Genomic DNA, 24259 nt, shown 5'->3' with positions numbered 1-24259 from the left:
GCCTTCCTTCTTCCTTCTTGCTTGCTGCGGGTGTCACGGTTGCCGCCGCATTATGACGCAGCCGCGTCGAGATCGAACGCGTTCTGCAGCCATTCGAGGCGCCCGCCTTCCATCGCGACCACGTCGAAGCGGCATGGCGGCGTGCAATCGAGCGTCAGCAGGTACTGCGCCGCAGCGATCAGCAGGCGCCGCTGCTTGGCCGTCGTGACGCTGGCCGCCGCCCCGCCGAACGCGCGGCCGCGCCGCGCGCGCACCTCGACAAACACCAGCGTCTGGTCGGCTGCGCGCATGATCAGGTCGATCTCGCCGCCTTTGCAGCGATAATTCCGGACGACCAGCGTCATGGCGCGTGCCTCGAGCCAGGCCAGCGCGCGGTCTTCCGCCCGTGCGCCCGTCTGCGTCGTGGTGGTTTTGAATGGACGATTCAAGGGAAGTTCTCAAGCATGGCTGACTGGAACTCGCTGGCCGCAGGCCAGACCTATCCACCCGGCACCCTGTACGTGGTGGCCACCCCGATCGGCAATGTCGCGGACCTGTCCCTGCGCGCGCTCCATGTGCTGGGGCTGGTCGATGCCATCGCCTGCGAGGACACGCGCAATACCGGCCAGTTGCTGACCCGCGTGGGCCTGCATCGCCCGCTGCTGGCCGTGCACGAGCACAACGAGCGCGAGGCGGCCGACCGCATTGTCGCGCGCCTGGCGGCCGGCGAGCGCATCGCCTATGTTTCCGATGCGGGCACGCCCGGCATTTCCGACCCCGGCGCGCGGCTCGTGGAGGCCGTGCGTGCGGCCGGCCATGGCGTGGTGCCGCTGCCCGGCCCCAGCGCGGCCGTTGCGGCGCTGTCGGTGGCCGGGGACATGCTCGAGCACGGCGAAGGGCGTTTCACGTTTGTCGGCTTCCTGCCGGGCAAGCCTAAGGCCCGCGACGAGGCGGTTGCGGGACTGGCCGGACTGGCCCACCCATGGGTCATCTACGAGGCCCCGCACCGCATCGGCGAGACGCTGGCCGCGCTGGCGGCCGCGCTGCCCGCGCGGCGCCTGATGATCGGCCGCGAACTGACGAAGCTGTTCGAGGAAACGCCGGTCCTGTTGGCAGCGGACGCGCCGGCATGGCTCGCCGCCGAAGCCACGCGTGGCAAGGGCGAGTTCGTGATCGTGGTGGAAGGCGCGCGGCGCGGTCAGGCGGAGGACGCCGATGCCGCGCTGGATCCGCAGGCCGTACGCGTGCTGGATCTGCTGTTGCCAGAACTGCCCGCCAAGCGCGCGGCCAAGCTGGCTGCGTCGATTACCGGGGCCAAGACCGATGCGCTGTACCGGCTCGCGCTGTCGCGCAAGTCGCAAGGGGAAGAGGACGGGGAGGATTGAATCCGCGGACGCGGGAGACTGCGGGATGGCTCCGGGAGGAGCCATCGAGGGGCGGGGCGCGGTAGGAGGATCTTTGCGGTCCGTCACCGGGGCTGGAAGACTACATCAATGCTTGCGCTTGACGGTCCTGGCCCTGGCGGCCGCTTTCTTCTTGCCAGCCGGGACCAGCGTATTCGCGGTATCGGGCGGGCTCAGATCGTCGGCACCGGTACCGTCGCCGGCCTCGTTGTTGCCAGCGTCGATCTGCGGACCCAGCGCCGCCACCTCGGTGCGCGACAGCCGGCGGATTTCCACCTGCGTGGCGCCGTGATCGACGAAGTTCAGGCGCTTGGCGGCCGCGTACGAGAGGTCGAGCACGCGGTTGCCGTGATAGGGACCCCGGTCGTTGATCCGGACCACGGCCACCTTGTCGTTGCGCAGGTTGCGCACGAGCACCCAGCTATCGAGCGGCAGCGACGGGTGGGCGGCGGTCATCGCACGCATGTCGAAGCGCTCGCCATTGGCGGTCTTGCGGCCATGGAAGCCCTTGCCGTACCAGGACGCCATGCCGCGCTGTTCGAACGTGCCCATGTCGGCGCGGAGGCCTTCGAGCGACGATGCGCTGTCGGGCGTATCGCGATCCTGCTTGCCCCACCCGAACAGGTCCCAGTTGCCGCGGTCGTCGGGCTTGGCGCCTTCGGACTTTGCAGACTTGTCGGACTTGCCCTGCTGGGCGGACTTGATACCGCCCTTCGTGGCACCGCGCGTCGCGGTACCCGGTGTGGCGATGGTGCCCGGCGAGCCCGCCACATCCGCGCCGTCGCTGCCGCCCGGAGGCGTCGCGCAGGCGGCCATCACCAGCGCGCACGCGATGACGGCGCAACGGTGAAGCAAACGGTGGCCCCCCTCGGTAATACCGGGGCGCATGGTGGCTAGACTGGTCATGGCCCGAAGTCTAACACTGGGTCCCCGAGGCTTAAGCCTTGATTTTGTTACGAAATTTAAGACAGCCGTCTGAATCGGCGTCACAAATCGCCGCAATCCTTGGCCTGACAAGGGATTGCGGAAATTTACATTCCCCCGAAGCCGCGTGTCGTAAGGCGCACTTATAGTGGGCCACGCGTCGGTCCGAATGCGCGTCGCGGGCTACAATGGCCCACCTCCGGGCCACCGCGCCGATGCCTGCCAGACGCCATGAAAGTCCTCCTGATTCCCGTCACGCCCTTCCAGCAAAACTGCTCGCTGCTGATCGACGAAGCGACCGGCCGTGCCGCCGTCTGCGATCCCGGCGGTGACCTCGACCGCATTCATGCGGCCGTGGCCGAACATGGCGTGACGCTCGAGAAGATCTTTCTGACACACGGGCATGTGGACCATTGTGCGGGCGCCGCGGCGCTGGCGCGCGAGCTCGGCATTCCGATCGAGGGGCCGCAGCAGGCGGAACGCTTCTGGATCGACCAGTTGCCCGACCAGACCCGCCGATTCGGGTTCGGGCAGGCCGAGGCGTTCGAGCCCGACCGCTGGCTCGAGGATGGCGATACCGTGACGTTCGGCGGCGAAACCCTCGAGGTTTATCACACGCCCGGCCATACGCCTGGCCACGTGGTGTTCTTTTCGCGCGGGAACCGGCTCGCGATCGTCGGCGACGTGCTGTTCGCCGGGTCGATCGGCCGCACGGATTTTCCGCGCGGCAACCATGCGGACCTGATTCGCTCGATCCGCACGCGCCTGTGGCCGCTGGGCGAGGACGTGACGTTCGTGCCCGGCCACGGGCCGGTCTCCACGTTCGGCGAGGAGCGCCGGAGCAATCCTTTTGTCGCCGACCACGTGGTGGGGGTAGACTGACCCATGGCGAAACGACAGGCACCCGATACCCGTCCGGAAATCTACGTCAGCACCGATATCGAGGCCGACGGACCGATTCCCGGCCCGCATTCGATGCTGTCGTTCGCTTCGGCCGCGATGCTGGCCGACAAGACCGTGGTCGGCACGTTCTCGGCCAACCTCGAGACGCTGCAGGGCGCGAGCGGCCATCCCGTGCAGATGAAGTGGTGGGAAACCCAGCCCGAGGCCTGGGCCGCCTGCCGGCGCGACCTCCAGCGGCCCGAAGAGGCGATCGTGCGCTATGTCGAATGGGTCGAGGCGCTGCCCGGCAAGCCCGTCTTCGTCGCGTTTCCGGCCGGATTCGATTTCACGTGGATGTTCTGGTACATGATGCGCTTTGCGGGCCGCTCGCCGTTCGGCTGGGCCGCGCTGGACATCAAGACGCTGGGGTTCGCGCTGACGGGATTGCCCTACCGCAAGACCGTCAAACCCGCGCTGCCGGACCACTGGAAGGATCCGTTGCCTCATACGCACGTTGCAATCGACGACGCGCTCGAGCAGGGTGCGCTTTTCTGCAACATGCTGGCCGTGCTACGCGAGCGTGAAGCGCAGCGCGCTGCTATCGCCGAACCATTGCCAGACACCGATTCTGCCGAAAGCGAGCAGTCACCTCCATCGCCTCGGGGTTAGCTGCCCCACGCTTCTCACGGTGGGCCGAGGCCACATTTCACGCGCGCCGGCCTATAGTAGAAGTGTGCCGATGGCGACCTGGGCCACGATGCCCAAGGAGGTGTTGATCATGCGATTCCATCCCGAAACCCACTTCAAGGATTGGACGGCCCGGATTCACTGGCCGCACTGGAACCACGATCGATCTTCGACGCACAACGCCCACAGCTCCTTCTCCCGGTCTCACTGGGCCGAGGAAGATGCGGAGATCGCCAAGGCGACGCTTTACGTAAGCACCGTCACGCTGGTCGTACTGCTGGTTGTGATGGCAGGGATCGCTTTCGGTCAGGAGGCCATGCACTGGTTGGGTGTTCAATAACGACAACCCCGCCTGAAGCGATCCCCCTAGCCTGACCGGCCGGCCCCCGACATTGCGTCGGGGGCCGGTTTGTTTTCGGCGTCAGTCGAACAGCGGGTTCACGTTCTCGGGCGGGCGGCCGATGATGGCGCGGCGGTTGCGCACCACGACGGGCCGCTGCAGCAGGATCGGGTGGTCGGCCACGGCTTCGAGCAGCTCGGCGTCGGTCAGACCTTCGTCGGCGAGGTCGAGCTCCTTGTAGACGGCCTCGCCGTCGCGCAGCATGTCGCGCACCGGGACGCCGAGCATGGCGTGCAGCTGGCGCAGCGTGGACACGGTGGGCGGCTGCTTCAGGTATTCCACGATCTCCACGGGCTCGCCCAGCCGCTCGCCGGCGGCTTCGACCAGGGCGAGCGTTTCGCGCGATTTCGAGCAGCGGGGGTTGTGGTAGATCGTGATCATGGCGGGCCTCTGCGATTGGGAATAACCGCGACTATAGCGCCTGGGGCGCAGCCCCCGCTCCCGCCCGCCAGGTGGGTGATCAGGCCATCAGGTCCGCCAGCGCCAGTGCCACCACCTTCGTTGCGCGGTTCAGGTCGTTCAGGCGCAGGTTCTCGTCCGAGTTGTGGCCGCGCGCCTCCATCAGCGTGCGGGGGCCGGCGCCGTACAGCACCGTCGGGATGCCACGGCTCGTGTAGTGGCGGGCGTCCGTGTACAGCGGCACGCCGTGGACGGGAATCTCCACGCCGAACACCGCCTCCGCGCGCGACTTCAGCGCGCCGATCAGCTTTTCCACACCCGGCAGCTCGGACAGCGGTTCGGCGAGGATGATGCGTTCGACCTTCACCTCGATGCCCGGGCGCTCCGCCGCGGCCTTCTCCACCACCGCGCGCAGTTCGCCCTCGGCATCGAACCCGATCTCCTCGGGGATCATGCGGCGGTCGACGCGGAACGTCACGAGGTCCGGCACCACGTTCGTGTTGATGCCGCCCTTGATCAGGCCGACATTGAGCGTCGCGTGGTCGATGCCCGGCACCTTCGACTTGCGCATGGCCAGTTGCGCGCGCAGGCCGTAGATCGCCTGCAGGATATGCGTGGCGGCTTCGATCGCGTCCACCCCCGTATGGGGCATGGCCGCGTGGCCCTGCTTGCCCTTGACCGTGACTTCCACGTGCAGGCAGCCGTTATGCGCCGAGGTGATGCCGTACGAGAAGCCCGCCGAAATCGCGTAGTCGGGCCTGGTCAGATTTTCGTCGAGCAGCAGCCTGGGGCCGATATCGCCACCGGTCTCCTCGTCGTACGTGAACTGGAGCTCGACCGTGCCGTTGAGGCGCGCGCCCTGCTTTTCCGCTTCCATCAGCGCGAGCGTGGCGTACGTGTACGTCGCGAAATCCGACTTCGAGACCGCAACACCGCGTCCGTACATGACCGGACCATGCTCGCTGTCGCCGATCTCCGCGCCGTACGGATCGCGCGTCCAGCCCAGTCCCGGCGGCACCACGTCGCCATGCGCGTTCATGGCGATGGTCGGGCCGCCCGTGCCGAACTGCTTGCGCACGATCAGGTTGGTGGCGCTGATCATGCCGGCCGCGCGCACCTTGTCCTCGGGCACCTTGTGCGCCTCGACCGTAAAGCCGAGCTGCTCGAGCAGCGCGCGGGCGCGCTGGCCATGCGCCGCGCAGTCGCCGGACGGGTTGTCCGACGGCACCTTCACGAGCTCGGCGAGGAAGGCTTCCTGCGCCGGGCGCTGCGTGTCGATGAACTGGACGAGCGTGGTGTCGGTGGGATTCATGTTGTCGCGTGCGGTCATGTCTTGGCCCTGTGTCTCTATGTAGGTAGCAATCGCTTATTGCCGGGGCTGGAAGTGCTCGACGAACGTGCTGAACACGTTCGCGGCCACCTCGGCGTCGCCGGCGGTCATGATTTCGGTGGGGTGATGGCTGATGCCGCCGTTGCCGCAACGCACGAACAGCATCGCCACGTCCGTCAGCGCGGCGATGGCCATGGCGTCGTGGCCCGCGCCGGAAGGCAGGTGCCGGACCGGCGCGCCCGTGCGCGCGATCGCGGCGGCCCACTGGTCCTGCAGCCACGGCGCGCACGGCACGCTGGCCGCCTCGTGGGTCTTGCGTACCTGCGCGGCGCGCACGTTGCGGCGCGCGCAGATGCGCTCGATCTCGGCCAGCACGTCGTTGACGGCGGCTTCGCGCTCGGCGTCGTCGCCGGCGCGGATATCGATGGAGAACACGGCCTTGCCCGGCACCACGTTGGTGGCGCCGTTGGGCACGTTGAACTGGCCGACAGTGCCGACGAGGCCCGGCTTGCCGCCACAGCGGCGCTCGATATACAGCCCGATCTCGGCGGCCGCCATCGCGGCGTCGCGGCGCATATCCATCGGCACGGTGCCGGCATGGCCGGCCAGCCCTTCGAGTTCCACGAGAAAGCGCGAGGCGCCCGAGATCGCCGTCACCACGCCGACCGGCAACCCTTCGTTCAGCAGCACGGGACCCTGCTCGATATGCACCTCGACAAAGCCGAGCACCTTGCGGCGATCGTGCGCGGCGGCGGGCAACTGGTCGGGTTCGAACCCCGCGCCGCGCATCACGTCGCGCATGGCGGTGCCGCTGTCGTCGAGGTTGTCGAGGACGCGTGTGTCGAACGTGCCCGCGATCGCGCGGCTGCCGAGCAGCGTCGCCTTGAAGCGCACGCCCTCCTCCTCGGCAAAGCCGACCACCTCGATCGCGAACGGAAAGCGGCGGCCCGCGCGGTGCCAGGCGTCGATGCAGGCAATTGGCAGGATGACGCCGAGGTTGCCGTCATAGCGTCCGGCGTCGCGCACCGTGTCGAAGTGCGAGCCCGTCAGCAGTGCGGGCGCGTCGGGCGTGGTGCCTTCGTAGCGGCCGATGACATTGCCCGCCGCGTCGCGGCGCACGGTCATGCCCGCGGCTTCCATCCAGGCGGCGAGCTGCGCGGCCGCGCCGTGGTGGGCGTCGGTCAGATAGGTACGGGTGAGCATGCCGGGCTGCTCGGTATGAACGGCGAGGGCGTCGGCCCACTCCATGATGCGCGCGCCCGTGGTGTTCACGGATGCGGCGGCCGGCGTTGGATTTGCTGCCATGCGTGTCTCCTGCTCAAGCCAGTGACTCTGCGCGAAATTGCATCTGTTGCCTAACAAGAAACGCGCCAGAGTCTTATTCTCTGCGATTCATGTTAGCACAGTGGATTCAAAAATTGCATACAAAAATTATATGCACTATATTGGCCTGCACGCACGGACAATCGGCCGCGAACAATCGGGTTCGACAACGATGACGGGCGACCTTGAACCAGACAGGACCGGCATAGGCGCGGCACGCGCGGACCGGTCCGCACGGAGACAGCCATGCAGCCTGCCGTACCCTCGCAGCGTGCGCCCGCACGCCTGCACACCCGCTTTACCCGTTCCCTCTTCGGCCAGGTGCTGATCGCGCTCGTGATCGGTACGGTACTCGGGCTCCTTGCGCCCGAGTTCGCGGCCAAGCTCAAGCCGCTCGGCGACGCCTTTATCAAGCTCATCAAGATGCTGATCGGCCCCATCGTGTTCTGCGTGGTCGTGGCCGGCATCTGCGGTGCCGGCGAACTCAAGAAGGTGGGCCGCGTCGGGATGAAGGCGGTGATCTACTTCGAGATCGTGACGACGATCGCGCTGGCGCTGGGCGTCGTGCTCGCCTACGTGTTCCAGCCCGGCGCGGGCATGAACGTGAATCCGCAATCGCTCGATGCGTCGGCCATGGCCGCCTATGTCGAGGGCGCGGAGAAGGTGAAGAGCGCGGGGACCGTCGAATTCCTGCTCAAGCTGATTCCGAACACCGTGATGGGTGCCTTCGCCAGCGGCGACGTGCTGCAGGTGCTGCTGATCTCGGTGCTGTTCGGCTGCGCGCTGTCGCTGGTCGGCGAGCCGGGCAAGCCGCTCGTGAGCCTGATCGACACGTTCTCGCAGACGCTGTTCCGCATGATGGGCTTCATCATCAAGCTCGCGCCCATCGGCGTGCTGGGCGCGGTGGCGTTCACGGTGGGCAAGTACGGCATCGGCTCGCTCAAGCAGCTCGGCTTCCTCGTCGTGCTGTTCTACGGCGCGGTCGTCGTGTTCGTGCTCGCGGTGCTCGGCGGCATCCTGCGCGCCTGCGGCTTTTCGGTCTTCAAGCTGATTCGTTATCTGCGCGCCGAACTCCTCGTGGTGCTGGGCACCGCGTCGTCGGACAGCGTGCTGCCGCAGGTCATGCGCAAGCTCGAGTTCATGGGCATCCGCAAGTCGGTGGTGGGCCTCGTCATTCCCACCGGGTATTCGTTCAATCTCGATGCGTTCTCGATCTATCTGACGCTTGCCGCGGTGTTCATCGCGCAGGCCACCAACACGCCGCTCGCGCTGGGCGACCTCCTTGGCATTCTCGCGGTGGCGCTCGTGACGTCGAAAGGCGCGCATGGCATTCCGGGCTCCGCCATCGTGATTCTCGCGGCCACGCTGTCGGCCCATCCCGCCATTCCGGCAATCGGCCTCGTGCTCGTGCTGTCGGTGGACTGGTTCATCGGTATCGCGCGCGCGCTCGGCAACCTCATCGGCAACTGCGTGGCGACGGTGGTGGTGGCGGCGTGGGAGAAGGATATCGACCGCGAACGCGCCCATGCGGTGCTCGATGGAGCGATCTCCGCTGGCGAGCTCGACGAGGGCATGCCGCCTCCCGTGGCGGGCGGAATCGAGGTGCCCGCCAGCGCGCCGCTGCCCGGCAGCGCCGTGGGGCGCTAGAATCTCGGGATTCTCGTCTCAGCGCGGAGCCACGCCCGACGCGCGCCATCATGCCCGAGCATATCGATCCAGACATGACCGCCGAGGCGATTGCCGACGATATCGTCGCCGCCATCGTCTCGCACCGCCTCCCGCCCGGCACCAAGCTGCGGGAGGAGGCGCTCGCGAGCGTCTACCGCGTGAGCCGCACCAAGGTCCGCGCGGCCCTGCTGATGCTGTCCAAGGACAAGGTGATCCAGATCGTGCCCGACAAGGGTGCGTTCGTCGCCAAGCCCAGCGCCGAGGAGGCGCGGGAGGTCTTCGCGGTGCGCCGCATCCTCGAGGCGGCGCTCGCGCGCGAGTTCGTCGCCAGGGCCACGGCCGCCGACTACAAGCGCATCGACAAGCATCTGGCCGCCGAGCGCAAGTCGCTGAACGGCAACGATGCCCAGACGCGCACGCGCCTGCTCGGGGATTTCCATATCGTCATGGCCGAAGTGGTGGGCAACAGCGTGCTCACCGAAATCATGCGCGAGCTGTCGATGCGCAGCGCGGTGATCACCATGCTGTACCAGTCTCGGCGCGATGCCACGTGCTCGTCGGACGAGCACCGCGAGTTCATCGAGGCGGCACGCGCCGGCGATGCCGAGCGCGCGGTGGCGCTGATGGTGGAACACCTCGCGCACGTCGAAGCCGCGCTGCATTTCGACGAGGTGCCGGACGCCGCGCGCGGCAAGGACCTCGTGGCGGCGCTGCTCGCGTAATCCGCGCAATGCCGTCACATTTGATATCGATCAAGGCGGGGGACCGGTAGTACGCGCATCATCGGTCTGGCCATGAAGTTGCGGGGGCGCACTTCATCGGCTCTCCCCGTCCTTCGAAAGAAGGGCTGCCCGCAGACCGCAACGGCTCTGCGGGCTTTTTCTTTTCTGCCCTTTTCTGCCCTATACCCGGCCGCTCCAGTACCCGGGCTTCGCGTACTGCGCCTTCAGATGCTCGATAAAGAACCGGATCTTCGCGGGCACGGGGCGCTGCTGCGGGTACACCGCCAGGATGTCGTAGTCCGGCAACGCGAATTCATCGAGTACCGTAATCAATTCCCCGCTTTCCAGCTGCGGCAGGATTTCCCATGTCGAGCGCCAGCCCAGCCCGAGGCTTTCGCCCGCCCAGCGATGCAGCAGTTCGCCGTCGTTGCAGTCGAGGTTGCCGTTCACGCGCACGGTCACCGTCTTCCCGTTGTCGTTGAAATACCATCCGCGCTGCTGGCCGCCCTGCAGGTTGAACGCGAGGCAGTTGTGGTGTTCGAGATCCTCGAGCGTGCGCGGTACGCCATGCTTCGCGAAGTAGGCCGGGGTGCCGCACACCACGCGCTTGTTCGACGACAGCTTGATGGCCACGAAATTGGGATCGATCGCACCGCCGATGCGGATGCCGACGTCATACCCCTCGCGCACGAGATCGACGACGCGATCGGTCAGGTTGAAGGAGATCTGCACGTCCGGGTTCGCGGCCAGGAACGCCGGCGCATGGGGCGCCACGTGCTTGCGCCCGAAGGCGGCGGGCGCGGAGACGATCAGGTGGCCCGTCGCCTTGTGCCGCCCTTCCGCAATCAGCATCTCCGCGCGATCGAGATCGGACAGTGCCTTCTTGCACTGCTCCATGAACGCCGCGCCCTGCTCCGTCACCACGATGCGCCGCGTGGACCGGTGCAGCAGCTTGACGCCGATACGCGCCTCCAGCGCGTTGATGCGGCGGCCGATCATGACCGGTGTCACGTTCTGCGTCAGCGCGGCCGAAGCCATGCTGCCCTGCTCCACCACGGCGATGAATGCCTCGATCTGCTTGAATTTATCCATGTCGGCCAGATTGCAGGTTGTCTCCTGCCGGCCATTGTGAAGCATGCGCGGCGGCTTGCGCATCCCCCGACTGCGATACCCGCTATGCGTCGCCTCAGCGCGAGCGGCCCAGCGCTTCGTTGATCTCGGCCGCTTCGCCGAGCACATGGGCCAGCCGGCGCAGCGGCCCCGAACATTGCAGCTGGGCGAACAGCGCGAAGGCCGCGCCGGCCACGAGCACCGCGCCGTAGACGGCCACCACCTGCTGGATGCTGGCCGCGGTGGGCGCGCCGGCGGTGCCGTCGAACAGCACGAACGCGGCCGGACCGAGCGCGAGCAGCACGGCCACGGTACGCGCCGACCCTTCCCACATCCGGACCTGCAGCACCACGCGGCGCTGGCGCGCGCGCAGTTGCAGCGGTGGAATGCGGCCGAGCTGGAGCAGCAGCGCGTTCTCGGCCGTGCTTTGCGAATCCAGGCGCCGCGTCATCCAGCGCAGCGGATGCCAGAGCGCCTCGCGCCGCTGGGCGATGCGCGCGAGCCAGGCACCGAGATAGCAGGCCGCGCTGGCCGCCAGCGCCGCGTGGAAGGCCTCCGGCAGCCAGACCGGCGGCGTCTGGCGCAGCAGCAGGTGCCAGTACGCCAGCGCGCTGCCGGTGATGACGGTCGGCACGACGGCGGCAATGAATGCGGCCCAGAGCACGCGTGCCACCGACACCGCCGGACTGCCGGTCGCCGCCGGCGTCGCGACGTCGGTCGCGCGAAGCGCTTCGATCAGTTCGTAGGTAGGCGGCAACCGGGCGTACATGGGTCGAATGTGAGCGGAAACATCGAACATCTGGCAACCCGACATTGTGGCGATCATGACGCGCGCCGAACAGCACCAATGTGCGAGTTCGCACGGATTCCCCACTCATTGGGGGTTCAGGACGCATGGCGATTGCATACCGCATCGATCACATTTCGAGGGTTGCTGCCAGCCATTCGAAACCTGAAGTATCGAATCAATTGATCGTCGTTCCGTTTATCCCGAGCCCGGTGCGGGCATAGCATCGAATCCAATCACAGGCCCACCCGTTATTGGAGACAAAACATGCCGAAGATGAGAGCCGTCGACGCCGCGATCGCGGTGCTGGAGAAGGAAGGCATCACCACCGCGTTCGGCGTCCCCGGCGCCGCCATCAACCCGTTCTATTCGGCGATGCGCAAGGCCGGATCGATCAAGCATCTGCTGGCCCGGCACGTCGAGGGCGCTTCGCACATGGCCGAGGGTTATACGCGCGCCGAGCCCGGCAATATCGGCCTGTGCGTCGGCACGTCCGGCCCCGCCGGCACCGACATGATCACGGGCCTGTACTCGGCCTGGGCCGATTCGATCCCCATTCTCTGCGTCACGGGCCAGGCGCCCCGCGCGCGGCTGTACAAGGAAGACTTCCAGGCCGTCGATATCGAGTCGATCGCCAAGCCCGTGACCAAGTGGGCCGTCACCGTGCGCGAACCCGCGCTGGTGCCGCAGGTGTTCCAGCAGGCGTTCCATCTGATGCGCTCGGGCCGTCCGGGCCCGGTGCTGATCGACCTGCCCTTCGACGTGCAGGTGGCCGAGATCGAATTCGATCCGGAAACGTACCAGCCGCTGCAACCGTACAAGCCGGCCGCCTCGCGCGCCCAGATCGAGAAGGCCATCGCCATGCTCAACGCGGCCGAGCGCCCGCTGATCGTCTGCGGCGGCGGTGTCATCAACGCGAACGCCTCCGAACTGCTCGTCGAGTTCGCCGAGCTCGTCAACGTGCCCGTCGTGCCGACGCTGATGGGCTGGGGCGTGCTGGCCGACGATCACCCGCTGCAGGCGGGCATGGTCGGCCTGCAGACGTCGCATCGTTATGGCAATGCGACGCTGCTGGCTTCGGACTTCGTGATGGGCATCGGCAATCGCTGGGCGAACCGCCACACGGGCAGCATCGACGTCTACACGAAGGGCCGCAAGTTCGTGCACGTGGATATCGAACCCACGCAGATCGGCCGCGTGTTCGGTCCCGATCTCGGCATCGTCTCCGATGCAAAGGCCGCGCTCGAGCTGTTCGTCGAGGTGGCGCGCGAGATGAAGATGGCCGGCCGCCTGCCCGACCGCAAGGCATGGGTCGCCGACGTGCAGAAGCGCCGCCGCACCATGCATCGCAAGAGCGACTTCGACAACGTGCCCGTCAAGCCGCAGCGCGTGTATCGCGAGATGAACCAGTATTTCCCGCGCGACGTGCGCTACGTGACCACGATCGGCCTGTCGCAGATCGCGGCCGCGCAGTTCCTGTCGGTGAACCAGCCGCGCCACTGGATCAACTGCGGCCAGGCCGGCCCGCTGGGCTGGACGATTCCCGCGGCGATCGGCGTCAAGACCGCGTCGCCCGATTCGGATGTCGTGGCGATCTCGGGCGACTACGACTTCCAGTTCATGATCGAAGAACTGGCCGTGGCCGCGCAATTCAAGGTGCCCTATATCCATCTGGTCGTGAACAACTCGTACCTCGGGCTGATCCGCCAGGCACAGCGCAACTTCGAGATGGACTACTGCGTGCAGCTCGCGTTCGACAACGTGAATGCGCCCGAGCTCGAAGGCTACGGCGTGGATCACGTGAAGGTCGTGGAAGGCCTCGGCTGCAAGGCGCTGCGCGTGTTCAAGCCCGAGGACATCGCCCCCGCGTTCGCGGAAGCGCGCGACCTGATGGCCGAGTTCTCCGTGCCCGTGGTCGTCGAGGTGATTCTGGAGCGCGTGACCAATATCGCGATGGGAACCGAGATCGACAACATCAACGAGTTCGAGCCGATCGAGGATCGCGCGGATAGCGAAGCTGCCGGCGAGGCCATCCTCTCGGAAGAGACCGAAACCGCCTGACCGCGTCATCCATCAAAGAGCCAACGATGCCAAAGCTAGCCGCCAACCTCACCATGCTGTTCAACGAAGTGGCGTTTCTCGACCGCTTCGAAGCCGCCGCGCGCGCGGGATTCCGCGGCGTGGAGTTTCTGTTCCCGTATGCGTTCCATGCGGACCAGATCGCCGACCGCCTCAACCGCTTCCAGCTCGACCTCGTGCTGCACAACCTGCCCGCGGGCAAGTGGGAAGCGGGCGAACGCGGCATCGCCTGCCATCCCGATCGCGTCAGCGAGTTCCGTGACGGCGTGGGCGAGGCCATCAAGTACGCGAAGGTGCTCGGCGTGCGGCAGCTGAACTGCCTGGCGGGCATCCTGCCGCAGGGCGTGCGGCGCGAGGCCGCCAACGAGACGCTCGTCGAGAACCTGCGCTTCGCGGCCAATGCGCTCGCGGCCGAGCGTATCGACCTGCTGATCGAGCCGATCAACACGTTCGACATTCCCGGCTTCGCGCTGTCGCGCACGCAGCAGGCCGTCGATCTGATCGAGCAGGTCAACGCGCCCAACCTCTACGTGCAGTACGACATCTATCACATGCAGCGCATGGAGGGCGAGATCGCCGCGACGATCAAGGCCAACCTGCCGAAGATCCGTCACGTGCAGCTGGCCGACAACCCCGGCCGCAACGAGCCCGGCACCGGCGAGATCAATTACCGCTTCCTGTTCGGCTATCTCGACGAGATCGGCTACCAGGGCTGGATCGGCTGCGAGTACAAGCCGCGCGCCTCGACCGAGGCCGGTCTCGGCTGGCGCGCCGCGCACGGCATCGGCTGACAGACATCAGCAAAACCTATTTCCGAATCTGGACTGGAGGAGACACACATGGCAAACCAACGCACTATCGGCTTTATCGGCCTCGGCATCATGGGCGCACCCATGGCGGGTCATCTGCGCGCGGCGGGTCACACGTTGTTCGTGCATGACGTGAACCCGGCCCCGCAGGCGCTCGTCGATGCCGGCGTCACGGTCTGCACGAGCGCGGAAGAAGTGGCCAAGCGCGCCGAGATCGTGATCGTGATGGTCCCGGACACGCCGCACGTGGAAGCCGTGCTGTTCGGCGAGCGCGGCATCGCGGCCGCATACAAGGCCGCGGGCAAGGAGGCCACGTACGGCAAGATCGTCGTGGACATGAGCTCGATCTCGCCGATCGCCACGAAGGACTTTGCCGCGCGCATCAACAAGCTGGGCGCGTCGTACCTCGATGCGCCGGTGTCCGGCGGCGAAGTGGGCGCGAAGGCCGCTTCGCTGACGATCATGGTCGGCGGCCCCGGCGAAGCGTTCGAGCAGGTGAAGCCGCTGTTCGAGCTGATGGGCAAGAACATCACGCTCGTCGGCGGCAATGGCGATGGCCAGACCACGAAGGTCGCGAATCAGATCATCGTGGCCCTCAATATCCAGGCCGTGTCCGAAGCGCTGCTGTTCGCCTCGAAGGCGGGTGCCGATCCGGCGCGCGTGCGCCAGGCGCTGATGGGCGGCTTCGCCTCGTCGCGCATCCTCGAAGTGCATGGCGAACGCATGGTCAAGCGCACGTTCGATCCCGGTTTCCGCATCGAACTGCACCAGAAGGACCTGAACCTCGCGCTGCAGGGCGCCAAGGCGCTCGGCGTGTCGCTGCCGAACACGTCGGCCGCGCAGGAACTGTTCAACGCGTGCGCGGCGCATGGCTTCGGCAAGCTCGATCACTCGGCGCTGTGCCGCGCGATCGAGATCATGTCGAACCACGAGATCGCGAAGAGCGACAAGTAACACCACACGCTTCGAAGCACGGCGTCGCGCCTCGCGCGCGATGCCTCACGCATCCCGCCCGCCGCACCAGGATTCCCCATGTACGCCTCGGACGCCAATGCCGCCAATGCCGCGCGACTGACGCCTGCCCGCCGGTCCTTCGCCGATTATCGCGACCCCCACCAGGCCCGCACGCTGCTGCGCGACCTGTTCGATACCGCCGTGGCCGCGGTCAGCGCCAGCCACTGCCTTCCCCCTCACCTGCCCTCACCGCCGAAAGGCCGTACCGTCGTCATCGGCGCCGGCAAGGCGGCCGCCGCGATGGCGCAGGCCGTCGATGCGCACTGGCAGGGACCGCTGTCGGGCCTCGTGGTCACGCGCTACGATCACGGCGCCGACTGCCATCGCATCGAGGTGGTCGAGGCCGCCCACCCCGTACCCGATGCAGCGGGACAGCGCGCCGCCGAACGCATGGTCGGGCTCGTGCAGGGCCTGACCGCCGACGACCTCGTGCTGTGCCTGATCTCGGGCGGCGGCTCCGCGCTGCTCGCCGCGCCGGCACCGGGCCTGACGCTCGCGGACAAGCAGGCCATCAACAAGGCGCTGCTGCGCAGCGGCGCGAACATCGGCGAGATGAACTGCGTGCGGAAGCACCTGTCCGCGCTCAAGGGCGGACGGCTCGCGCTCGCCTGTGCGCCGGCGCGCGTGGAGACACTGCTTATCTCCGACATTCCCGGCGACGATCCGACGCTGATCGCCAGCGGCCCGACGCTGCCCGACGCCACCACGTGCGCCGACGCGCTCGCGGTCATCGCCAAGTACGGCATCGATATCCCCGCGCACGTGCGCGCGCACCTCGAGAGCGGCGCCGGCGAAACGCCGAAGCCCGGCGACGCGCGCTTTGCCGGCCATCGCAGCGTGACGCTCGCCACCGCGCAACAATCGCTCGAAGCGGCGGCGGCGCGGGCGCGCGAGCTCGGCCTCGAGACCCATATTCTTTCCGACTGCATCGAGGGCGAGGCACGCGACGTGGCGCAGGTGCATGCGGCCATCGCGCGTCAGGTGGCCGCGCGCGGACAGCCGTTCGCCAAACCCTGCGTGCTGCTCTCCGGCGGCGAGACCACGGTGACCGTGCGCGGCAATGGCCGCGGCGGCCGCAATGCCGAGTTCCTGCTCGCGCTGGCCGTCGCGCTCGACGGGCTGCCCGGCGTGCACGCGATTGCCGGCGATACCGATGGTATCGATGGCTCGGAGGACAACGCCGGGGCCGTGCTGTCGCCCGACACGCTCGTGCGGGCCGCCGCGCGCGGCCTCTCCGCGCGCGCGCATCTGGCCAACAACGACGGCTACGGCTTCTTTGCGGGCCTCGACGACCTCATCGTCACCGGCCCCACCCGCACCAACGTCAACGACTTTCGCGCGATCCTCGTGATCTGACGCGCGCCCACAAGAACCAGGAGACAACATGAGACGCCAGCGCAAAGCGAAGATCGTCGCCACGCTCGGTCCGGCCAGCAGCGATATCGCGGTGATCCGCGAACTGTTCGAGGCCGGTGCCGACGTGTTCCGGCTGAACTTCAGCCATGGCACGCACGACGATCATCGCCAGCGATACGACGCGGTGCGGCGCGTGGAGGCCGAGACGGGCCGCCCCATCGCGATTCTTGCGGACCTGCAGGGTCCCAAGCTGCGCATCGGCACGTTCGCGGTGGGCAAGGTCGCGGTGCGCGCGGGCGACCGCTTCGTGCTCGACAGCGATCCCACGCCCGGCGATGGCACGCGCGTGCATCTGCCACACCCCGAACTGTTTCGCGCGGCGAGCGCGGGCCAGTCGCTGCTGATCGACGACGGCAAGGTGCGCCTGGCCATCGAGTCGGTCTCGAGCGGGAGCATCGTGACGCGCGTGGTCAACAACGGCACGCTGTCCGATCGCAAGGGCGTGAACGTGCCTGACGCGGTGATTCCCATTCCCGCGCTGACCGACAAGGATCGAAAGGACCTGGACTTCGCGCTGTCGCTCGGCGCGGACTGGATCGCGCTGTCGTTCGTGCAGCGCCCGTCCGATATCGTCGAGGCGCGCGAGATCATCGGCACGCGCGCGGGCGTGCTGTCGAAGATCGAAAAGCCTGCCGCGCTGCAGCAGCTCGACGAAATCGTGCGCGTGTCGGATGCGGTGATGGTCGCACGTGGCGATCTTGGCGTGGAGTTGCCGCCCGAGCGCGTCCCGGGCGTGCAGAAGCGCATCCTGCGCGTGTGCCGCCAGCTCGGCAAGCCAGTCGTGATCGCCACGCAGATGCTGGAGTCGATGATCGATTCGCCGGTGCCGACGCGCGCGGAGGCATCCGACGTGGCGAGCGCGATCTACGACGGCGCGGACGCCGTGATGCTGTCGGCCGAGTCAGCCAACGGGCGCTACCCCGTGCAGGCGATCGCGATGATGGACCGCATCTCGATCGAGGTCGAGCGCGATCCGCTCTACCGCAACATGCTCGATGCCCAGCACGAGGCGCCGCTTTCCACGCGGCAGGATGCGATCTGCGCGGCGCTGCGCGAAGTCACGCATATCATCGGCGCGCGCGCGACCGTGACGTACACCTCGTCCGGCGCCACGGCGCTGCGCGCGGCGCGCGAGCGTCCATGCGCGCCGATCGTGAGCATCACGCCCAATCTCGATATCGCGCGCCGCCTCGCAATCACGTGGGGCGTGCACTCGACCGTCAGCCCCGATGTGCAGAGCGTGGACGAGATGGTCCAGGCGGCCACGCGCGCCGCGCTCGTCGAGGGCTATGCCGAGCCCGGCGACCAGATCACGATCGCGGCGGGGATACCGTTCGGGCAAGGCGGGACGACCAACCTGCTGCGCGTGGCGGAAGTCGGCGGCGCATCGCCCGACCTTACGCTGAGCGGCGCCGCCCTCACCCAGTCGCCGAAGGAGACGGCCGGCGTGTGACGGCCGGCGTGTGAGACGGCGGAGGACTCCGGAAGGCATGGCGCCGTTGCTATACTCCACGGCATAACGGCAGCGGCGCGATGTCACGCATGCGGCTGCCGGCGTTCCCGATCTCACGGAGTATCCATGCGTCTCGATGACGAAGCCGAAAGCCAGAACGTAGAAGACCGCCGCGGCGGCGGTTATGGAGGCGGCGGTGGATTCGGACTTCCGGTCGGCGGCCGCACCATCGGCATCGGCACGGTCATCGTCGCGCTGGCCGCGTCATACTTCTTTGGTATCGACCCCTCGGTGATCTTCCAGGGCGCGTCGGTGATCCAGGGCCAGCAGCAGCAACCGCAGCACGCGCCGCAGCAGCATCGCCCGCCCGCCACCGACCAGCTGACCGTGTTCACGCGCAAGGTGCTCGGCAATACCGAGCGCACATGGGAGCACATCTTCGAGACGGACCTGAATCGCCGGTATGCGCCGCCGACGCTGGTGCTGTTCAGCGGCGCGACGCCGACCGCGTGCGGTACCGGACAGTCCGCGATGGGTCCGTTCTATTGCCCCGGCGATCAGAAGGTCTATATCGACCTCGCGTTCTATGACGAACTGCGCCAGCGGTTCGGTGCCGGTGGCGACTTTGCGCAGGCGTATGTGATCGCGCACGAGATCGGCCACCATGTGCAGAACCTGCTCGGCGTGTCCGCCAAGGTCGACGCCGCGCGCCGTCGCATGAGCGAGGCGCAGGCGAACCAGCTGTCCGTGCGGCTCGAACTCCAGGCCGATTGCCTCGCCGGCGTATGGGCGGCCACCGCGCAAAAGGCCAACCAGCAACTGCTGGAGCCGGGCGACGTGGAAGAAGGCCTCAAAACCGCGGCCGCGATCGGCGACGACCGGCTGCAGCGTCAGGCGCAGGGATATGTGGTGCCGGAAGCGTTCACGCACGGCACGAGCGAGCAACGCGTGCGATGGCTGCGCCAGGGTCTGACGACGGGCGACATCCGCAAATGCGACACGTTTGCCGCGCGGCAGTTATAAGCAGCGAAAACCCTGCAAGCCGCAGTGCGAATTGGAAAAGCGTAGGGGAAAAATCACCTGCCCGGCGGAGAGAGAAGGAGGAGGTCGGCCGGGCAGGTGGGAGAGAAAACTGCTGGCCCTCACGATTGCCGTGAGGACGGGTAATCAGACGCGATAGCCGTACAGGTCGCCGTTGCGCGAATTCTCGAGCGCGGAAGCCGAGATCTCGCCGCTGAACGTGTGCGTGCCGTCGCTGAACGTATCGAACTTGCCCTGGCGCAGGCCGTCGGTGAACGGGTCGAACTTGTCGCGCTTGGAACCATCGGTATATACGTCGGCCTTGGCCGCGCGGGACGCGTCGGCGTAGACATCCATCTTGCCGACCTTCTTGGCGGCGGGTGCGGCGAACGCGGTGGCCGAGGCGACGAATGCCGCCAGGACAAGGGCGCCGCCAAGCATGCGTTTGGCGATCATCTGGGACTCCTTCAACTGTATGCGGCCCGCTTGCTAATCGGCCATCTTGGTGGCAGCGCGGGCACAGGCTGAAGAGTAGAAGGTTCGTCCGCAAGGAAAAATACCGCTGCGACGAATGGTGCGTTGCACGCCGTGAAACGCCCGGAGTGCGGACGAACGGGTGCGCGGAATATCAGTGCGTGTGCGCGTGGCACTCGCAGGGAGCGCCCTCGGCGGCCTGCTGGAGGTTCTGGAGGATGCCGCACTCGCTCGCCGGATGGGGCGTCGCACACGTCTCGCGCAGTGCGCGCAGCTGGCCCTCGAGCGCTTCCAATGCCACGCGCTGCGTGTGGATCTGGTCGATCTGGCGGTCCAGCAGATGATTGATGTCGTCGCACGCCAGCGACGGATTGCGCTGGAAATCGCGCAGGCGGCGCACGTCGGAGAGGCTCATGCCGAGCGAACGGCAGTGCCGCACGAAGTTGAGTTGCACCAGATGGCCGTCGCCATACCGGCGGTAGCCGTTGTCCTCGCGCTGCGGTGCGTCCAGCAGCCCTTCCCGCTCGTAATACCGGATGGTCTCGATATCGCAGCCGCTGTGGCGCGACAGTTCGCCGATGCGCATGACAGGCTCCTTGCCAACATCCCTGTAGTCGTTACAGGGTTTTGCCAGTGTAGGGCAATGCGGGAAGCCCTGTCGGCGTCAGGGGTTTTGGCGGCCCGGCCCCGACGCCGGGCCACGCGCTTCATCGCGGACGTGGTGTGACGCCGGGGCCAGCGCCCCGACGATGACCTCGACGCCGCGCTCGGGCGCCGCCTGGCCGCACATGAAGATATCCACAGCCGCGAACCCGTACTCGGGCCATGTATGGATGCTGATATGGGACTCGCGCAGCAGCAGCACGCCCGTCACGCCGAGGCCCGGCCCGAAATGCTGGAAGCGGGAGGCGATGGGCGTCGCGCCGGCCGCGCGGGCGGCGTCGTGCAGGATCTGCTCGATGCGCGTGGCATCGGTCAGCACCGCCGCCGGCACCCCCTGCATGTCCAGCAGCAGGTGGCGGCCCAAGACCGGCGGGCATGGCAGCACGGGCGCGTTCACTTGTGGCCGCCCCCGGACGACCAGCCGCCGCCGCTCGAACCGCTCCAGCCGCGGGACGACGTGCCACCGCCACTGCCACCGCCGCTGCCGCCCACCGACTTGTAGGTGTACATCGTCGCGCCGAACAGCACGATCATGCCGTACACGAGAAACAGTATCCGCATCCCTCAGTCCTCATCCCCGCTGCCGGATCCGCCGTAATGCCGCGCGATCCAGATCGGCGCCCACAGCGCCAACGTTCCGTAAATCAGCCCGTCCCAGTCTTCGCGGCCGATCAGCACCATCGGCAGGTTCAGCAGCCACAGCAGGAACACGAAGCCCCACGCCGCGCGCGTGCAATAGCCGAGGTCATCGACGGCTCCCGCCGATCGCTTTTGTTCGGGCAGCTTCGCGGCCTCGGCGAGCGCCTTGTTGTCCTGGAACCAGAGCGAGACCTGCGTTCGCGACACCGTCGTCGACAGCGTCCAGACGATCTCCGTTTCGCTGGTCTCCTGCGTGAGCCGCCGCGCCGGCGAGCCGTACTCGGTCAGCTGCGTCTTGTCGCCGGCCTGCACGCGCCAGTTGAACGTGCCCGCGGCGTACAGCACCTCGCTCTCGTACGTGAAACCCTTGCGATATGGCTTGGCTTCGAACGTGACCTCGTTCGCGCCGCTCTGCTTCGGCCAGACGTCGAGCACGCGCACGCGATCCCAGCCGCTGTCCTGCTCGACGAGCCACAGCAGTCCCGCGTCCTCGTTGAACAGCAGGTATTCGACCCAGGTCGAGGTTTCCTCGTCGTCGTTGTCCGTGCACTGCAGCAGGCCGAGCACCGTGTACGGCTTGCCGTCGATGGTGCCGACGTCGCCCGGCGCGAGGCTCGTGCGCAGTGCTTCGACTTCTTCATGCTTGGCGAGCACGAGCGCCGTCGACGTGGTGCAATCGACTTCGCTATGGCAACTGGAGCAAATCACGAAGTTCGCCGTGCCCGCGCGATAGGCGATCGAGCTGCCGCAATGCGGGCAGGCGAGCGGCACCGCCTTGCCGCGATAGCGGTCGGCGGTCCGGCCGATCTCGTCCGCCGCGCGCAACAGCTGGCATTGCAGACGGTCCAGCGTGACCAGTTGCCCCGCATAGACGGCGGGCGGTTCGCCGTCGGCGTAGTCGAGCGTCAGGAAGCGGCCTTCGTAACGGAAGTCCGCGACCTGCGTGGTCCATCCCGCGCCGACCGAGAACGGCAGTTCGCCCTGTCCGCCCGTGCAGCGCGCCGCGCGGACGTCGCCGGCCACGAACGGCAGGCCCTCGTAACGCAGCGGCGTGCCCGGGCGCAGGCGCGCGAACGGCGGCAGCGGGTCCGATGTGGCACTGGCCACGGCCTCCGGCCGCACGCGGCGCGACAGCATGTACTGGCCCGACGCATCGGCGAGCCATCCGTCGGAGCCGTCGTCGAACAGCACGTACCACTCGTTCCAGAGGCCCGCGTCATAGCGCAGCTGGATGCGGCCGACGAGCGTGAAGCCCTGCCCCTCCCACCGGCCGCTCGTATGGATCTGCAGCGGCGTGTAGTCCTCGAGCACGGCCGACATCTTGCCGATGTCGCGGACGGAATCGGCGTCCCTGAGCAGCGTGCTCTGGCAATACTCGCAGACCGCCATGACCGCGGCGGACGAACGAAAGCTGACCTCCGCGCCGCAGCCCGGACAGTTGACCGTTTGCATGCAGTCCGATCAGCCGACGAGCTTCCTGAGGATCTCGGCCTTGGCGGCGTCGAATTCCGCCTGCGTGACGAGTCCCTTGTCGAGCAGTTCCTTGAGCTTGCCCAGGCGGGCGGCGGGATCGTCGGCAGCCGGTGCTGCCGCCGCGGGCACCGCGGGCGCGGGCGCGCCGGCCGCCGGCGCAACACCGAGCCCCCCGGCCATCGCCTGCCCCATCACCGCGCCGGCGGCAAGACTGGCACCGAGGCCGGCCACGCCGCCCTCGTTCTGTGCCGCGAGCGGGATCGAACTGGCGACCTGGTACTGCGTGTAGCGCGACATATCGCCCATCATGCCCATCGAGATCCGCGTGTCGATGGCCTTCTGCAGTTCCTCGGGCAGCGACACGTTGGTCACCGCGAAGTTGTCGAGCGCCACGCCGTAGCGTTCGAACTCGGGCGCGAGCTTCTCGCGAATGGTCTGCGACATCAGCCCCTGGTTCGCTGCCATGTCGAGGAACGGCACCGACGATGCGCCGAGCGTGCTCGTCATCGTCGCGATCAGCAGGTTGCGCAGCTGCTCTTCCACTTCGTCGCGCGAGTACGACGCGCGCGTGCCGCTGATCTCGCCATAGAACTTTGCCGGATCGGCAATCTTGTACGAGTACAGGCCGAACGCGCGCAGCCGCACCATGCCGAAGTCCGCGTCGCGAATGGTAATGGCCTGCGGCGTGCCCCATTTGCGGCCGATCTGCAGGCGCGTGCTGAAGAAGTAGACGTCCGACTTGAAGGGCGACTCGAACAGCTTGTCCCAGTTCTTCAGATAAGTGAGGACGGGCAGCGTCTGGGTCGTCAGCTTGTACATGCCGGGACCGAAGACGTCGGCGATCTTGCCTTCGTTCACGAACACCGCCATCTGCGACTCGCGCACCGTCAGGCTGCCGCCGTACTGGATCTCCATGTCCTCCATCGGGTGGCGCCATGCCAGCACGCCATCCGTGTCCTCGGTCCACTGGATGATGTCGATGAACTGCTTCTTGATGAATGACCCGATGCTCATGATCGCTCCCTTTTTCCCTGTCACGACAGGCAGGCGGCATTGAGCACGCCCACCGTTACCGAGAGCGTGCCCATCAGGCCGCCCATGGCGATATTGTTCGATTCGATCGCGGCGTTCATGTCCGGCAGCGCGCGCGTGAGCGCCGCGTAGGCGGCGGCCTGCACAACCATCGCGCCCAGCGCCCACAGCAGGAACATCATGAAGTCGTCGTTGTGCTGGATGCTCGAGGACAGCGTGAAGCAGAAGCCGAGCGTACTGCCGCCCAGCGATAGCGCGGCCGCCATATTGCCTTTGCGGATGAGCGCGAACTCATGGAATGGCGTGATCCTGGTGTAGACTCCGACGAACACGGCGAGCAGCACGAGACTGGCCAGCAGGTGCGTCGCATAGGCGTAGATCGAATTCATGATCGATGAATCAATGATCGTCGAGGCGATGATCGGTTGCATGGTCTTGCCGGTGCCCTCGTTGTTATGGCCAGGCGTGGCGTGGCCACGCATCGACACGATTTGCGGCCAAGTATAAACTCAGAAGCGGTCGCTTCAGAACCCCTCCTTCGCGCCGCGCTCACCCGCCCTCACCCGCCCTCAT

At 67.1% G+C, this 24259-nt stretch carries 26 protein-coding genes; 12 read left to right on the top strand and 14 right to left on the bottom strand.

Translation table 11 applies throughout. The features are described 5' to 3' along the window. Window positions 1-50 precede the first annotated feature (50 nt). A complete protein-coding gene (locus tag FOB72_RS15610; RefSeq protein ID WP_150373447.1) occupies window positions 51-428 on the bottom strand; it encodes a YraN family protein in 378 nt (125 codons plus the stop codon). A 15-nt stretch (window positions 429-443) separates the two neighbouring features. Between FOB72_RS15610 and rsmI the strand changes: the two genes are divergently transcribed. Then, window positions 444-1364: a 16S rRNA (cytidine(1402)-2'-O)-methyltransferase gene (gene rsmI / locus FOB72_RS15605; RefSeq protein WP_150373446.1), complete on the top strand. Its 921-nt coding sequence runs from the start codon at window positions 444-446 to the stop codon at window positions 1362-1364. A gap of 105 nt (window positions 1365-1469) precedes the next feature. Here the strand turns inward: rsmI and FOB72_RS15600 are convergent, their stop codons facing one another. Beyond that, complete coding sequence (locus tag FOB72_RS15600) at window positions 1470-2288, bottom strand: septal ring lytic transglycosylase RlpA family protein (RefSeq protein ID WP_411859803.1); 819 nt, start codon at window positions 2286-2288, stop codon at window positions 1470-1472. A gap of 249 nt (window positions 2289-2537) precedes the next feature. Between FOB72_RS15600 and FOB72_RS15595 the strand changes: the two genes are divergently transcribed. The 3 genes from FOB72_RS15595 to FOB72_RS15585 all read left to right on the top strand — a co-directional run bounded on the left by FOB72_RS15595 (window position 2538) and on the right by FOB72_RS15585 (window position 4215). Then, a complete protein-coding gene (locus tag FOB72_RS15595) occupies window positions 2538-3188 on the top strand; it encodes an MBL fold metallo-hydrolase (RefSeq protein WP_150373445.1) in 651 nt (216 codons plus the stop codon). A 3-nt stretch (window positions 3189-3191) separates the two neighbouring features. Beyond that, complete coding sequence (locus FOB72_RS15590) at window positions 3192-3857, top strand: exonuclease (protein WP_150373444.1); 666 nt, start codon at window positions 3192-3194, stop codon at window positions 3855-3857. Between the two features lie 109 nt (window positions 3858-3966). After that, complete coding sequence (locus tag FOB72_RS15585) at window positions 3967-4215, top strand: hypothetical protein (RefSeq protein ID WP_150373940.1); 249 nt, start codon at window positions 3967-3969, stop codon at window positions 4213-4215. A gap of 81 nt (window positions 4216-4296) precedes the next feature. On the opposite strand, the gene arsC is transcribed toward FOB72_RS15585, so the two are convergent. The 3 genes from arsC to FOB72_RS15570 form a co-directional block, all read right to left on the bottom strand. Then, window positions 4297-4656: an arsenate reductase (glutaredoxin) gene (arsC, locus tag FOB72_RS15580; protein ID WP_150373443.1), complete on the bottom strand. Its 360-nt coding sequence runs from the start codon at window positions 4654-4656 to the stop codon at window positions 4297-4299. A gap of 79 nt (window positions 4657-4735) precedes the next feature. Beyond that, window positions 4736-5986: a M20/M25/M40 family metallo-hydrolase gene (locus FOB72_RS15575; protein WP_411859838.1), complete on the bottom strand. Its 1251-nt coding sequence runs from the start codon at window positions 5984-5986 to the stop codon at window positions 4736-4738. A 54-nt stretch (window positions 5987-6040) separates the two neighbouring features. Continuing rightward, entirely contained in the window at window positions 6041-7309 is a 1269-nt protein-coding gene (locus FOB72_RS15570) for an allantoate amidohydrolase (RefSeq protein WP_150373441.1), read from the bottom strand. A gap of 264 nt (window positions 7310-7573) precedes the next feature. Here FOB72_RS15570 and FOB72_RS15565 point away from each other — a divergent pair, with 264 nt between their 5' ends. Further along, window positions 7574-8974, top strand: coding sequence for a C4-dicarboxylate transporter DctA (locus FOB72_RS15565; RefSeq protein WP_150373440.1), 1401 nt, complete (start codon window positions 7574-7576; stop codon window positions 8972-8974). A 50-nt stretch (window positions 8975-9024) separates the two neighbouring features. Then, window positions 9025-9717: a GntR family transcriptional regulator gene (locus FOB72_RS15560; RefSeq protein ID WP_150373439.1), complete on the top strand. Its 693-nt coding sequence runs from the start codon at window positions 9025-9027 to the stop codon at window positions 9715-9717. 180 nt (window positions 9718-9897) lie between these two features. On the opposite strand, the gene FOB72_RS15555 is transcribed toward FOB72_RS15560, so the two are convergent. Both FOB72_RS15555 and FOB72_RS15550 read right to left on the bottom strand, forming a co-directional pair. After that, window positions 9898-10809 (bottom strand): LysR family transcriptional regulator, encoded by a 912-nt coding sequence (locus tag FOB72_RS15555; RefSeq protein WP_150373438.1) that lies wholly within the window; start codon window positions 10807-10809, stop codon window positions 9898-9900. 94 nt (window positions 10810-10903) lie between these two features. Continuing rightward, on the bottom strand, window positions 10904-11653 hold the full coding sequence (locus FOB72_RS15550; RefSeq protein WP_317889534.1) for a hypothetical protein: 750 nt from the start codon (window positions 11651-11653) through the stop codon (window positions 10904-10906). Between the two features lie 228 nt (window positions 11654-11881). On the opposite strand from FOB72_RS15550, the gene gcl reads away from it, so the two are divergent. The 6 genes from gcl to FOB72_RS15520 all read left to right on the top strand — a co-directional run bounded on the left by gcl (window position 11882) and on the right by FOB72_RS15520 (window position 19408). Beyond that, entirely contained in the window at window positions 11882-13675 is a 1794-nt protein-coding gene (gene gcl, locus FOB72_RS15545) for a glyoxylate carboligase (protein WP_150373437.1), read from the top strand. A gap of 26 nt (window positions 13676-13701) precedes the next feature. Next, the gene (gene hyi, locus FOB72_RS15540) at window positions 13702-14484 is read left to right on the top strand and encodes a hydroxypyruvate isomerase (protein WP_150373436.1); all 783 of its coding nucleotides are present in this window, start codon (window positions 13702-13704) and stop codon (window positions 14482-14484) included. 48 nt (window positions 14485-14532) lie between these two features. Further along, on the top strand, window positions 14533-15456 hold the full coding sequence (glxR, locus tag FOB72_RS15535; RefSeq protein ID WP_150373435.1) for a 2-hydroxy-3-oxopropionate reductase: 924 nt from the start codon (window positions 14533-14535) through the stop codon (window positions 15454-15456). A gap of 78 nt (window positions 15457-15534) precedes the next feature. After that, window positions 15535-16872, top strand: coding sequence for a glycerate kinase (locus FOB72_RS15530; RefSeq protein WP_150373434.1), 1338 nt, complete (start codon window positions 15535-15537; stop codon window positions 16870-16872). Between the two features lie 28 nt (window positions 16873-16900). Continuing rightward, the gene (gene pyk, locus FOB72_RS15525; RefSeq protein WP_150373433.1) at window positions 16901-18385 is read left to right on the top strand and encodes a pyruvate kinase; all 1485 of its coding nucleotides are present in this window, start codon (window positions 16901-16903) and stop codon (window positions 18383-18385) included. 126 nt (window positions 18386-18511) lie between these two features. After that, on the top strand, window positions 18512-19408 hold the full coding sequence (locus FOB72_RS15520) for a neutral zinc metallopeptidase (protein ID WP_150373432.1): 897 nt from the start codon (window positions 18512-18514) through the stop codon (window positions 19406-19408). 144 nt (window positions 19409-19552) lie between these two features. On the opposite strand, the gene FOB72_RS15515 is transcribed toward FOB72_RS15520, so the two are convergent. The 7 genes from FOB72_RS15515 to FOB72_RS15490 all read right to left on the bottom strand — a co-directional run bounded on the left by FOB72_RS15515 (window position 19553) and on the right by FOB72_RS15490 (window position 24075). After that, complete coding sequence (locus FOB72_RS15515) at window positions 19553-19861, bottom strand: hypothetical protein (protein WP_150373431.1); 309 nt, start codon at window positions 19859-19861, stop codon at window positions 19553-19555. 172 nt (window positions 19862-20033) lie between these two features. Beyond that, window positions 20034-20465, bottom strand: a complete 432-nt coding sequence (locus FOB72_RS15510; protein WP_150373430.1) for a Cd(II)/Pb(II)-responsive transcriptional regulator — start codon at window positions 20463-20465, stop codon at window positions 20034-20036. Window positions 20466-20543: 78 nt separating this feature from the next. Further along, complete coding sequence (gene speD, locus FOB72_RS15505) at window positions 20544-20939, bottom strand: adenosylmethionine decarboxylase (protein WP_150373429.1); 396 nt, start codon at window positions 20937-20939, stop codon at window positions 20544-20546. Next, window positions 20936-21103: a hypothetical protein gene (locus tag FOB72_RS32210; protein WP_191002160.1), complete on the bottom strand. Its 168-nt coding sequence runs from the start codon at window positions 21101-21103 to the stop codon at window positions 20936-20938. Before FOB72_RS32210 ends, speD begins: the two co-directional genes overlap by 4 nt. 3 nt (window positions 21104-21106) lie before the next feature. Further along, window positions 21107-22633 (bottom strand): DUF4178 domain-containing protein, encoded by a 1527-nt coding sequence (locus FOB72_RS15500; RefSeq protein WP_150373428.1) that lies wholly within the window; start codon window positions 22631-22633, stop codon window positions 21107-21109. Window positions 22634-22642: 9 nt separating this feature from the next. Next, entirely contained in the window at window positions 22643-23668 is a 1026-nt protein-coding gene (locus tag FOB72_RS15495) for an SPFH domain-containing protein (RefSeq protein WP_150373427.1), read from the bottom strand. A gap of 20 nt (window positions 23669-23688) precedes the next feature. After that, a complete protein-coding gene (locus FOB72_RS15490; protein WP_150373938.1) occupies window positions 23689-24075 on the bottom strand; it encodes a DUF350 domain-containing protein in 387 nt (128 codons plus the stop codon). Window positions 24076-24259 lie beyond the last annotated feature (184 nt).

This window comes from Cupriavidus pauculus (assembly GCF_008693385.1).
Classification (GTDB): Bacteria; Pseudomonadota; Gammaproteobacteria; order Burkholderiales; family Burkholderiaceae; genus Cupriavidus; species Cupriavidus pauculus_D.
Note: the sequence above shows the minus strand (reverse complement) of the source record. Positions and strands in the feature narration are given on the sequence as shown.